Here is a 12,425-nt window from a genome sequence, read left to right on the forward strand (position 1 = left end):
AGAGCTATCCCTCTATCTATTCACACTCTTCAAACGTGCCTCATGCCAGCGCTCCGGATAGTTGGTGCAAATCATCAAATCAGGATCAAGTTCAGCAGCCTTCCGAATGGCCCGCTTCTCGTTGATCGTCCAAGCCATTACCTGAATGCCAGCGCTCTTCAGCATGGCTATACGTTCCTTGTTTAAACGCGAATAACCGATGGAAAGAAAATCTGAGCCTAGCTCCTTAAGCTCCTTCGGCAGCGTATTGCGCCAGCCGTCAATTATAAGTCCGGTACGTATTTGGCTGGAGAGCTTGCGCATGCGGTACAACGCCCCTTCATGAAAAGAGGTGATGACAACTTCCTTCTCCGCATTGTAGGCTTGTATGCATTCCAGCACCTTTTCCTCAATCAACGGATACCGAACGCCATCCGTCTTCAGTTCAATATTAAGCTTGCAATAACCGACCGCTTCCTTAAGCACCTGATCGAGCGTTGGAACCCGTTCCCCTTGATACTTTTGCGAAAACCAATTGCCCGCATCCAGAGATGTAATCTCTGCAGCGGTTTTGCTTTTTACATCGCCTTTGCCGTTCGTCGTTCTGCGAAGCGTGTAATCATGGATGACTACGGGGATATGGTCCTTCGACAGATGAACGTCAATCTCTATCCATTCTACATCGGGATCAGCGATCGCAAGCCTAATAGCAGCCATCGTATTTTCCGGCGCGCGGCTAGACCAGCCTCGGTGCGCTACGCACGGATTTCTCATTAAGCGGTCATCCTTTCAACGAGTATCCATTTATTTAGAAACAATCCTGCCATCCGCTTCAAGCTTCACGCCAAAAGAAATGGAAGATAAACGATCGAGCAGCGCTTTCCCCGCTTCCGCTTCAAGCGGTGTCGGCTGCGCATTCACCGTAAACATCGGATGGAAGGTCATCTCGCAATCGCCGCTTTTTGTGCACAGCGCATCCAGTACCCCAGTCTCACCCGCCGTTTCCTTTGGATACGAACTAAAAATAAAGTTTCCTAAACTGTATGCAATCCATTTGCCTTTATACATTTCAAAGCCTTGCAGCACATGCGGATGGCTTCCGATGACAAGATCCGCTCCTGCATCAATATATTGCCTCCCATAATCCTTCTGATATGGCTCCGGCTGATCCACGCGCTCTTTGCCCCAGTGTACCATCACGACAACGATATCCGCCTGCTCCTTCGCTTTCTTAATAGCGGCAGTTGCACGGTTAATATCGTAGCTCTCGGCTAAACCAGGCGTGTTTTTATCCGCTTTCCATGAACCAAAAGGTATCACTTTACTAATGCCGACATAGGCTACCTTAATGCCCCGCACCTCTTTGATAACGGGAGCATACGCCTCTGTATCGTTATTGCCCGCACCCATATGCGATATTCCTGCATCATCCAAATGCTTCATCGTATCTTGCATGCCCTCAATACCTTGGTCAAGCGCATGATTATTGGCAAGGCTCATCACATCGAAGCCCGCATCGCGTATCGACGGCAGCACATCCGGCGAGCCTTTGAACACATAAGGCGTGCCTTCGACCGGAATGCCTCTAGTTGTGACAGGAAATTCTAAATTGCCAGCCGTAAGATCAGGCTCGCTTAAGTATAGTAGAGCAGGCTTATACAAAAAATCATAACCCTCGCGTGCCGTGATCGCGCTCACATAATCAGCGATCAAGAGGTCACCGACGAAGGAGAGGCTGATTCGTTCCTCATCACTTGCTGGGGATGATTCCGGTATAACAGCGGTTTCGTCATTTTCATTATCAGGCGCTGCATTGGTACTGCCATCATCGCTTCCGTCATTCGTTTCATCCGCTGGAGTTACCGCCTCATCGGCGGGTTTATCACCCTTGTCGGCTCCATCCGAGCTAGGCTTCGCCGCCTCAGCTTGCTCCTTCTTGCCACTCCCGGCAAAATCGAACAGATCTGCAAGCTTATCTGAATTCGCTGCGGCAAGCCATGCGCCTAGCACAACTATGATGACACCAAGAAGCGTGAAATTTACGATTAAGAGTCTTCTAAGCCTTTTTTTTCGTTTAAGCTTGTCCTGCTGATGCGTTTCGGACCGTGATACGTGCATGGAAGATGGCTCCTCTACGATAAAGTTAGTAGTCCGTCAATCGTCAGACTCTTCCATTATAGCAAGGTTCCACCTTCCATGGGGAAACAAAATCGCGTATCTTATTTTAAAATAGCTTGCGCAGCTTCCTTGCCTTGCCGTATGCAATCCGGAAGTCCCACGCCGTCAAATGCCGCGCCCGTAATCCAAACGCCAGGCAAATCTCGTTCAAAACGTTCCCGAAGCTGCTTCATATTCGATAGATGTCCCACCGGATATTGCGGCATCGAGCGCGGAAGTCTCGTAATTTCCACAAACTCAGGCTCAGCTTTAATGCCCATCGTTTCTTCGATATCGCGCCGTACCGCTTTTATCAGCTGAGCATCTGGCAATTTCACGCTTTCCTCTTGTCCAGACCGGCCAACATAGCAGCGCAGCAGCACTTTATCGCTTGGGCTTGTGTGCAGCCATTTGTTCGATGTCCAGGTGCATGCCGTTATATGAAGCCCCTCCGAGCGAGGCACCACGAATCCTGATCCGTCAAAATCAAGGCCGAACGTCGATTTATTGAACGCCAGCACCACATTGGCTACCGATACATAATTAATCGCCCGCAGCTCGCGGCAATCCGTCAACGGCTCAAGCAGCTCCGCTGCGTCATAGGCAGGGGCGGTCATCACTATTCGATCAGCCGGCAGCCTCTCTCCGCTATCCAGCACAACCTCATAACGAGCCTCTTCACTCTGCTCGGATGAGCGGTATCCGTCATTTCGTCTTATTTCCGTCACCTTCGTGCCCAGTCGTCTTTGCGCGCCGCTTAACGCTTTGTCTAGTGCCTTAATGAGCGTGGACAAGCCGCCTTTAAACGTCAGGAAAGTGCCTCCCTTCGCTGCGGCAGGCAGTGCGCCCGCAGCCGCACCGGCCTTGCGGTTAAACATCATGCCGCGAATAAGGCTGCCGTGCTTGCGCTCCGCTGCCGCAAACTGCGGAAAGGTTGCCTGCAAGCTCAGCTTTTTCAAATCACCTGCATAAATGCCCGCAAGCAGCGGCTCGGCGATTCGGCGCATCACTTGATTGCCAACCCGTCTCTCCAGGAAACCGCCAAGCGACTCGTCGCTCTGTTCTTTGCGAACTGGCAGCACCAAATCCTGCAATGCGCGCAGCTTGCCGCCCCATGACAATAAGCCCGTCTTGACGAAAGGCCCGATCTCTGTAGGGATACCGAGTACGAGGCCTTGCGGCATCGGGAACAGCTTGCGCTCATGCAAAATATACGTTTTTTTCGCTCCCGGATTAGTAGCCGTCAGCTCGTCCTCAAGCCCTAACTCCGTTGCCAGATCAATAATGGCCAGCTTGCGCGCCAAAAAAGAATCCGGCCCTTTCTCGATGACGAACCCGTCACGCTGCAGCGTATTAATTTTTCCGCCAAAGGCAGGAGCACCGTCTACGATGGTTATATCTATCTCCTTGCCTTGCCGCTCCGCTTCCCGCTGCAAATAAAAAGCGGAGCTCAGTCCGCTGATCCCTCCGCCAATAATGACAATTCGATCAGGGTTTCCGATTCTCCGCATCTCATTCATTCCTTCCCTTGGCTGTCCAAAGCCTCGATGACCGATTCTGCCAATGTTTCCATATATAATGGATCGCGATTAAGCATCGCAATTCGATCTAGAGTCATGTCAAGCTGCTTTGCAGCGGCCTGCGCTTCAATATCAAGGTCATACAATACTTCTAAGTGATCGGACACGAAGCCCACTGGAGCTACGAGTACCGCTTTGACGCCTTCCTCTGCAAGCACCGGCAATGTTTCCAAAATATCCGGTCCGAGCCAAGGCTCCCTTGTCCGGCCCGCACTTTGCCAAGTAAACTGCCAATCCTTCACATTAGCCGCTTTCGCTACCGCTGCTGAAGTTTCAAGCAATTGCTGCTCGTAAGGATCGCCAAGCTCACGAATCTTCACGGGCAAGCTGTGGGCGCTGAATAGCACCTTCACCTTTTCTTCCCCATCCGTAGCGGCGGCAAGTCTGTCTAACCCAGCAGCCACACGATCCGTTAGCGCTTGAAGCAGCTTCGGATGCATATGGTACTGCTTGACGAAAGTCATCGCAATGCCTAGCTCCTTCGCTTTCTCTTCTGCACGCTTCATGTAGCTGCCTACGCTCATCGTCGAGAAATGTGGCGCCAGCACGATGCCTACTGCCCGTGTAATGCCGTCTTTCGCCATTTGCTCCACGCCGTCTTCAATATACGGCTTTGCATGCTTTAAGCCCTGGTAACAAGCGAACACGCCTGGCGCGAGCTGCTCCAGCTTGTCCTGAAGACCGGCTACTTGTCCGTTCGTATTTTCACGCAGCGGGAAAACCCCGCCCACGATCGCTTCATAACGGCCTTTGAGCTCGGCAAGCAGCTCAGGCGTTGGAGCGTTGCCGCGTCTGATATGCGTGTAATACGTTTCCACGTCATCCATGGACTCCGGCGTTCCATAGGACATAACGAGTACGCCGATTTGTTTCGCTTTATGCTCAGACATGACTTGCCTCCTTTTGGCTGCGTGCCGCGATTGCTTTCCTTGAGTAAGATTGAACAAATGTGGTCAACTCAGCCAGCTTCTCTATTGATGCTTCTGGGAACAAGCCATGGCCCAGGTTGAAAATAAAGCCTGGCTCCTCAATGCCGCTATCGATAATTTCTTTCGCATACTCTTCAATAACGCTAATCGGCGCTGTCAAAATCGTAGGGTCCAGATTGCCTTGCACGCCAAATCCGTTATCCAGTCTGCGGCGGCCTTCCGCGATCGATACACGCCAATCAAGACCGATCACATTCGCTTTCACTTGATGCAGCTCAGGCAGCAGTTCACCGGAGCTTACGCCTGGAAAATAGATTTTCGGCTGCGGCAAATCCGAAAGCTCCGCAAAAATCCGCTCGATTGTAGGCAGCACGAATTTACGGAAATCGGCAGGCGTCAATGCGCCCACCCAGCTGTCAAACAATTGAAATGCCTTGCCGCCAGCAGCCATATGCGCACGCAAATAAGTAATGACCATATCGCCAAGCTTGCGCATCAGCTCATGCCATAGCTCAGGCTCGCTGTACATCATTTCTTTCGTCCGCAAATAGTTTTTTGAAGGCCTTCCTTCAATTAAATAGCTCGCAATCGTGAATGGCGCACCCGCAAACGTAATAAGCGGAACCTCCAGCTCACGGTCTAGTATACGAATCGTTTCGATAACATGGCCAAGATCGCCTTCCACGTCAATAGGCTTCAGACGTTCAACGTCAGCAGCAGTACGGATCGGATTCGCGATAACCGGGCCGATATTCGCAACGATATCAAAATCGATGCCGATCGAAGCGACAGGATTCATAATGTCCGAATATAAAATAGCGGCGTCCACGCCCAGCTTCCGAATCGGCATCATCGTAACTTCCGCCGCCAATTCCGGCTGCTTGCAGATTTCAAGCAATGAATATTTTTCTTTTATTTTGCGGTAATCAGGATCGTATCTTCCTGCTTGTCGCATGTACCATACAGGTATTTGATCTACGTGTTCCTTCCGGCAAGCCCGTATGAAACGGTCGTTATAAGACATTCCCGTTCCCCATTTCTATGTATTTTCCTATGTTTCCATTATGCCCTTTTTCATCAAACCTAACAACCGCCGCCAATCGACTTCCTATGACAATAGTATGACAATCGGCATTTGGTTGCATGAAGGATCTATGAACATGATCACAGACCGAACAAAAAAAGAAGCGTCCTGCATCCAGCCTGGAGCAAGCGCTTCGTTATTTTACCATATTCAACCTGCTGCGTTCATCTTGCTTCGCTTAATTTCAAACTTGGGTATTTCGCAAGAAGCTTGCTCATCGCATCCGTGTCGTCTACCTTAGAAGGTTTCTCTAGCTGAAAGGCTTCTGCTAATTGCGGCATCGTATAAAGCTCGAACGTAATCGACAACTCGTACACCGGTTTGGTTTTGTCCATATTCGGATTGTTGAACAAAAAAGGATAAGTTGACGCTACGTTATCAGGCTCAAGCCATGTCAGCTTCCATGTTGGCGCTCCGATTATCGGCTTATGGTTTTGCAGATTGTTCAAATAAAACAGCATATGATCCAGATGGCCAACCACTTTAACATCAAAGGAATCAGTCTGTATATTGGGATCCATTGTTTCATTCGTTTGGCCCGTTTCCGGCTCTTTCTTCAAAAAAGAAACGAATTCAAGCTTAGAATCCTTAGCAAGCTCATAGATGGTCGTTAATTCCTTGGAGCCTACGCTTGCAGCAGGCAGCTCGGACAATAACGCTTCTTTTTGCTCGGCGGTTACCTGCTCGGTCGTCGTAAATTGCTGCTCTGCGCCTTTGAATTCAGATATCTTCATATTAAGAACGATTCGTTTCGTTGCAACATTGGTTAGCTGCGGCAAAAATAGATATACCAAGACGAACACATTGAGCACGACACAAATACCGATGATGATAATGGTAGGCAAATGTGATTTCTTTGCAGGCTGCTTCGACGGTTTGAATTGTAAATCCATCATTCGCTCACTCCTTTGCTTTCAGCGAATGAAACCTGCAGCAGCATTTCAAATACGGTCATTTTGCCGCCTGCTGCGTTGTTTTCCTCAACTTTGTTGGTATATGAACCAAACTGCACATTGCCTAGTTGCGGGCTGGCTTCAAGCTTTTCCAAATACGTTACCGATTCAGCATAAGCTTTGAAGTTGATCTGCATGGCAAGCTTGTCCTTCTCCAAAGCCTCTATGAATACTACTTTTGCGCTACTCGGCAAGTACCCGATTATGGCTGCGAGATAAGAGATGTATTCGGGACGCTGCTCCTTCAACTGGGAGAGGGTAGAAGACGCTAAATGAAATTTATCAATTAAGTCTCGGGACTGCCCTTCCTCTTTCAATTTTATGATCTGGGCATCATAGGAACTTATTTGCTGTTCAATCTCGTCTTGATTTTTTGACCACACCAGATACAAGGAACTCTGCAATATAAGAGCTACAAATGCGACTGCGATAACGACTAGAATCGTAATATAGGATACACTTCGCTCTTTCTTCGGTTTCCCTGGCAATAAGTTAATCGATTTCATCAGTCGCTCCCCCTTAAAGCTAGGCCCAGCGAGACTGCATAGGAGGATACGCTCCAGTGAGCTGAATCGTTAGCAACTTCCAATCTCTTCCAATCGATTGCAACAATCCGCTGCGTCATCCGTTGTTCCAGAGCCTTTACTAAAATCTCCATATTCGCAATGCTGCCTGACACCATGATGGAGTCGAATTGGACATTTCCCTTGTTGAGCGTATAGTAATAAAAATTCATTAAGCGTTCAATTTCAGAAATAAGATCCTCAGCCGCGGAAACAAATGTGTGTTCGGGACTAGTGAACTCTGAGATCCATTGGTTATTGTCTTCGGTTGTATTTGGCTGCAGCGCCTTAAACGAAATCTCCACATTACGCGTAATTTTGAAAATGCCATCTTCTACGATCGTCAGCTCGCTGTTTGCTTCGTTTACATCCAACAAAATCGTGAGTCCCGTTGACTCGATCGGACTCTTCTCGAGCAATCGAAGTATCGAGAATGGTTTAATCTCGTAGCTGCGCGGCACAAGCTTTAGAGATGCGAACATCTCCGAATATTCCCTTAGCATGTCCATTGGCGCTGCTACGACAAGAACATCGCATAAATGATCCTCGGAAGGCTCCTCCGTTTGCTCTGGGCTTGCGCCTAAATTTTTGTTTAACAGCTTTTTGAGCATTGGAGGCCGTTTTTCCGTCTCTTTCGCAACCTTTTTCGGCAATTTAATAAAATCATAATGAGGCTGTTCAAACGCTACTGCCAGGTTGTTTTTAATTTCAAACTGTACGAGCTTTTTAAGCTCATGGTGCGAGAGGTCCGGCAGCTTTAAATTCCGTACCATCACCATTTGGCTCGGAATTGCAAAATGCACATTTTTCGAACTGAATTTATGCTCGTTTATTAGATTCTTAATAGCCGTATGGAGCAGCTCCATATTGAGAATCTTGCCATCGCGTACGATTCCTTCTTGAAGCACTCCAGTCGCATATTTGAGGATGTGAGGCACATCCTTTCGTTTGCTCTCCGTCTCGCAAATTTTTATATGGCTGTCTGTGATCTCAAGACCAAGCGTTTTACTGCCTATTTTCATTTGACGCAATATGGATTGAATCAACCTAATCCTCCTCTGCGAGTGCGTGATGTCTAAGATTTCGTAATACAAATGCTTTCTTGCTGAGCTCCGGAATTAAGGTTGTTTATATACCAGGATTGTGAATAGTTAGAGTAGAACGTTGTCACTCCTCCGATATAAAAGCCCTCCATTTTATTAAAATGCCAATCCTTCTCTAAGGCTTGAAAATTAGCATCTTGGAATACGAGCAGCATGCCGTCTATCTGGAGCCCTCCGTCAATCCCGTAAGGATTAAAGCTTAGATTCGATTTCGTAATCATATTTTCGCCAATATGAATTAATTGCTTCGTATCGTTAGCGAATGTAATGTCTCCTCGTGCGACAAAAGATCGGCCTACGATAAACGCTTTCTCGATGGTGTTCGTAAATTGCACTTTTCCGCCTACAATAATATGCTCGTTGATGTTCACGTTATAAACGGTGTTGTTGAACGTCAAATCGTTTTTGACGAGCAACGATCCTCCAACATTAAAGTAATTTTGAACCGTGCTGTTGAGAGAGAGCTTATCGCCGATAATGACATTTTTCGTTACCTTGAACGCGTAAACCGTATTGCTCAGGGTGACCGCACCCTTAGCAACCATTTCCCCTCTAACTTCCCACAAATGGATTGGATAGGTGGAGCTGGCTGTTCCGCCGAGGATAATGTCTCCGTGAACAATGAGCTTTTGCAGCGTATTGCTCATTTTCAAATTGCCGTTGATGATGAGATCTCCTTCAACGACAATGTTGTCGATATCGCCGTTGTAACCAAAGTCGACATCGCCGCGAACGTATACGTCTCCTCCAAATACAATTGATCCGGCAGAAGTTGTATCCCTTACTCGAAGATTGCCGCCAACCTTAACATTCCCGGCAAATTTAACTTCGCTTTTGATAATATCCGTAAAGTCCAGATTGCCAGTTGCCGTTAACGCATTCCCATTCGAATCCGAATTGACCAGCACGGCCTGCGTAATATTTTGCGAGCTGGTTCCTCCGATATTTACCGTACCCGTATGATTAACCGCAGCTCTTGATTGCGAGATCGAAATTGCGCCCGATGGCGTTGTATTGCTCAGTGCCAAAGCTTTAGCGAGTCTTGGATCCGCAATCTTATTTGAAATGGCTAGAGTGGCAGCATTTAGATAGCTATCTGCCGTAGCACCAAACCAGTTGTTGAACTGCGTCTGTGTATAACTGTTTTTAAAATATTTGTCTGGCAGCGGCTCGCCGACAGGCGGCGCATAATAACATGCGGCAAACAGCTTATTATGTTTGTTCGGTGTAGTTGTGTTGTCTTTCACAAGCACCTTCTCCGTAACGGTTGATGGCGGCGGTGTCGGGATCATCGGCGTTGGCGTTACGATTGGCGTCGGGGTTGGCATCGGCGTCGCTGTTGGTTCTGGCGCGATCTGTCCTAAGCTATAACGCACCTTATCATTGCGCTTGAGCTTGTCATAACCATCATCCGCTGAGAATAGTACGGCAATCGGATTATTTGAACTGTCAGATTCGATAGTCAATTCAGCATGCAGGTCGTTCATGCCATTAACAGCAGCAACAAGCTTCTCGACCTGTGCTTTTGTATTTATTACCCCTTTTATTTTCGATTCCTCATAGAGTCTAGCGAATACGGTCATTGCCGAATGCGCCTTAGTGAATGCCGCCTCCTTGTTGCCATTTGTCTTCGCTTGAAGCAAGCCAATATTCGTACTCATAGCAAGCGGAGCAATGACTAAGGCAATCATGACAATGAATCCGAAAACGAGCATAAGCGTGCCGCCTTTTTCTGATTGAAAACATTTAAACATTGCGTTTTCCTCCTACATCAGTTTATTCTATGAGTAAATCTATACGATTACTTTTAATAGATAGGGGCCTAAGATGCGAAATCAAAAGGGATTGACGCTTGTCGAAGTGCTTGGCTCACTCGTGCTGTTAGCAATCGCGGTACTCGGAATTACTTACATTTTGCAGCAATCAACGATCAATACTAAAATGAATGAAAAAATTGACCAATCCGTCGTTATCTCTCGAAATGTAATGGAGGAGATTAAAGGAAATTTAAAGTCATCTACTCCAACGATTTCGATTTACGAGCAAAATTTATCGCTTGCCAACATTCGAAATCTATCATCAGCGACCATCTATTATCCGAATGCGGCTGACAAACAATATTCGCTCCGCATCCAATCCTATCCGGGTTCGCTTGAAACGGTGCAGCTCGATAGTGTCATACTCAATCCGAACGACTATTTCAGACGCGTTACCATCGTTTGCGAAGAGCTTGCTTCTGCCAAAAAATACAATCTGGAAGCATATATTGAATACAAATCATAGGATTGTGTGGTGTACAAGATGCAGAAGCTGCAAAATAATGAAAAAGGTTTAACGCTGGTAGAAGTGCTAGGCGTGCTTGTACTAACTGCAATGATTTTGAGTTCATTAATCTACCTGCTTAATTATACAAACACGAGTCTCAACCAAGTTTCTGGGCGAGAAGATGTGATGCAGCAGTCGCGGGATACCGTGAGTCATATTGTAAATACCGTCCGGAAAGGATTAATTCCGACGCCGCTTAACGGCACATCCAACAATTTGTTTTTAAACGGCATCAACGGTCAGTACGCCCAGTATAACTTCAACAGTTCGACTCATACTCTTGAAGTCGTGTACCGCCTAGCAAAAGAAAATGGCACGCTTGCAGCTTCGCCGACCAAGGTCGTGCTCTCCGATCACGTACAAAACATTCGCTTTGACGCAAATAACGGCAAACTGCAAATCACTTTAGTCATGCAGCTTCCTAACAACTCAACTAAAGAAATCTTAACAACCGTCTATACGACGCAGCGCTAATTGTTACATACTCAGTAACGATAAATACCAATCAATCAAACCGTTCCCCCAATAATACGCCGCTAACGCGCCTGCGGCGATATAGGGACCGAACGGTATCGTTTTGCCTCTGGAATGAGCTCCTGCTGCGATCAAGGCAAGCCCTCCGATTAATCCAAATAAACTGGCGAGAAACAGACTGAGCAAGGAAAGCTTAATGCCTAAGATCAAGCCTATAAACACATATAGCTTGATGTCGCCCCCACCCATCGTCTCCTTCTTTAATACCCAGCTTCCAACTATGCCAATGACTAACAAGGCCCCGCTGCCGACAAGAGCTGCGATACCGTAATTCAATAACGGAAGCGGATGAACGAATAATCGAATGCACACTGCACCGATTACACCGGCCGCCACCACTTTATTTGGAATAATCATATCGGTAAGGTCTGTTTGAACGATGATGATGAGGATGCTTATGAAGAATAATACTGCGAGTAGTTCGAGCTTCCAGCCTATGTAATACGCAGCCTGGGCAAAAAGAATAGCCGTGATGAGATCGCTTATGGGATAGCGCCAAACTACTCCTGTTTTGTGAGTTCCCTTAGACATGGCTATTGAAATTATTGGAATAACTTCATAGTACTTGGGCTTCACTATTGCTTTCACCGTATACGTAGGCGGGTAAGCAGAAAGAAGCCTATCATCCCATCGAATTGCGATAGCATTTAACATACTGCCAATTAAAATCCCAAAAATAGTGCAAGCAAGAATAAACATTATCATAGTTCATCCAGTCTTTTCTAAAAATTGATATAAAGGCAATCCGATTGGACTGCCTTTATATTTATAGAAATTAGGTTGTAGTAGGTGACGGTGATGGTGCTCCTGCCGTTGTTACGACAATAGACCATCCACTGGCCGTTTTCTTTGCGGTAAACGTTCTTGCTAGTCCATCATTAAAAGTAGGTGCAGCGTTTAAATATCCTCCAGAAACAAGTGTACTCTCAGTAATTACGGTACCGTCCGCTGGTTCTGGCGATTGTTCAATTACGTAACGCAATGCTGCTTCTTGAATCATTTTCTCGCTCGCAGTATCTGCTTTTGTCTTTGATTTCGAAATTGTCCCACCAATAGCAGGAATAGCAATCGCCGCAATAATCCCCACAATAACTAACACCGCAAGCAACTCGATAAGTGTTAGACCCTTTTGATTCCGTTTTAATGCCATCAACATAAACATTCTCCTCTCAATTTTCAAAGCTTATTTAAAAAAGTAAAACCAATGAAATGCGCAGT

Annotated in this window: 13 protein-coding genes; 2 read left to right on the plus strand and 11 right to left on the minus strand. The window is 47.0% G+C overall.

Annotated elements, in window-relative coordinates; all coding sequences use genetic code 11:
• Positions 1 to 12 precede the first annotated feature (12 nt).
• The 9 genes from ADU23_RS28965 to ADU23_RS29005 form a co-directional block, all read right to left on the minus strand.
• Positions 13 to 753 (minus strand): glycerophosphodiester phosphodiesterase, encoded by a 741-nt coding sequence (locus tag ADU23_RS28965; RefSeq protein ID WP_053376933.1) that lies wholly within the window; start codon positions 751 to 753, stop codon positions 13 to 15.
• Positions 754 to 783: 30 nt separating this feature from the next.
• Positions 784 to 2,097: a CapA family protein gene (locus ADU23_RS28970; protein ID WP_053376934.1), complete on the minus strand. Its 1,314-nt coding sequence runs from the start codon at positions 2,095 to 2,097 to the stop codon at positions 784 to 786.
• A gap of 101 nt (positions 2,098 to 2,198) precedes the next feature.
• On the minus strand, positions 2,199 to 3,647 hold the full coding sequence (gene hemG, locus ADU23_RS28975; protein WP_157266007.1) for a protoporphyrinogen oxidase: 1,449 nt from the start codon (positions 3,645 to 3,647) through the stop codon (positions 2,199 to 2,201).
• Between the two features lie 5 nt (positions 3,648 to 3,652).
• A complete protein-coding gene (gene hemH / locus ADU23_RS28980) occupies positions 3,653 to 4,606 on the minus strand; it encodes a ferrochelatase (RefSeq protein WP_053376936.1) in 954 nt (317 codons plus the stop codon).
• Positions 4,599 to 5,669 carry a uroporphyrinogen decarboxylase gene (hemE, locus tag ADU23_RS28985; RefSeq protein WP_053376937.1) on the minus strand — a complete coding sequence of 357 codons (1,071 nt, stop codon included), beginning with the start codon at positions 5,667 to 5,669 and terminating at the stop codon, positions 4,599 to 4,601. The genes hemH and hemE overlap by 8 nt, the downstream gene beginning before the upstream one ends.
• A gap of 224 nt (positions 5,670 to 5,893) precedes the next feature.
• On the minus strand, positions 5,894 to 6,625 hold the full coding sequence (locus ADU23_RS28990) for a hypothetical protein (RefSeq protein WP_157266009.1): 732 nt from the start codon (positions 6,623 to 6,625) through the stop codon (positions 5,894 to 5,896).
• Entirely contained in the window at positions 6,622 to 7,188 is a 567-nt protein-coding gene (locus tag ADU23_RS28995; protein ID WP_053376939.1) for a PilN domain-containing protein, read from the minus strand. The genes ADU23_RS28990 and ADU23_RS28995 overlap by 4 nt, the downstream gene beginning before the upstream one ends.
• A complete protein-coding gene (gene pilM, locus ADU23_RS29000) occupies positions 7,188 to 8,291 on the minus strand; it encodes a type IV pilus biogenesis protein PilM (RefSeq protein ID WP_053376940.1) in 1,104 nt (367 codons plus the stop codon). The genes ADU23_RS28995 and pilM overlap by 1 nt, the downstream gene beginning before the upstream one ends.
• A 29-nt stretch (positions 8,292 to 8,320) precedes the next feature.
• Positions 8,321 to 10,102, minus strand: a complete 1,782-nt coding sequence (locus tag ADU23_RS29005; protein WP_053376941.1) for a hypothetical protein — start codon at positions 10,100 to 10,102, stop codon at positions 8,321 to 8,323.
• A 73-nt stretch (positions 10,103 to 10,175) separates the two neighbouring features.
• Between ADU23_RS29005 and ADU23_RS29010 the strand changes: the two genes are divergently transcribed.
• Complete coding sequence (locus ADU23_RS29010) at positions 10,176 to 10,631, plus strand: type IV pilus modification PilV family protein (RefSeq protein WP_053376942.1); 456 nt, start codon at positions 10,176 to 10,178, stop codon at positions 10,629 to 10,631.
• 18 nt (positions 10,632 to 10,649) lie between these two features.
• Positions 10,650 to 11,147 carry a prepilin-type N-terminal cleavage/methylation domain-containing protein gene (locus tag ADU23_RS29015; protein WP_053376943.1) on the plus strand — a complete coding sequence of 166 codons (498 nt, stop codon included), beginning with the start codon at positions 10,650 to 10,652 and terminating at the stop codon, positions 11,145 to 11,147.
• A gap of 3 nt (positions 11,148 to 11,150) precedes the next feature.
• Here the strand turns inward: ADU23_RS29015 and ADU23_RS29020 are convergent, their stop codons facing one another.
• The gene (locus ADU23_RS29020; RefSeq protein ID WP_053376944.1) at positions 11,151 to 11,906 is read right to left on the minus strand and encodes a prepilin peptidase; all 756 of its coding nucleotides are present in this window, start codon (positions 11,904 to 11,906) and stop codon (positions 11,151 to 11,153) included.
• Between the two features lie 76 nt (positions 11,907 to 11,982).
• Positions 11,983 to 12,363: a prepilin-type N-terminal cleavage/methylation domain-containing protein gene (locus ADU23_RS34000; protein ID WP_053376945.1), complete on the minus strand. Its 381-nt coding sequence runs from the start codon at positions 12,361 to 12,363 to the stop codon at positions 11,983 to 11,985.
• Between the last annotated feature and the right edge of the window lie 62 nt (positions 12,364 to 12,425).

The sequence above is a fragment of the Paenibacillus sp. FJAT-27812 genome, assembly GCF_001273905.1.
Taxonomy (GTDB): domain Bacteria; phylum Bacillota; class Bacilli; order Paenibacillales; family Paenibacillaceae; genus Pristimantibacillus.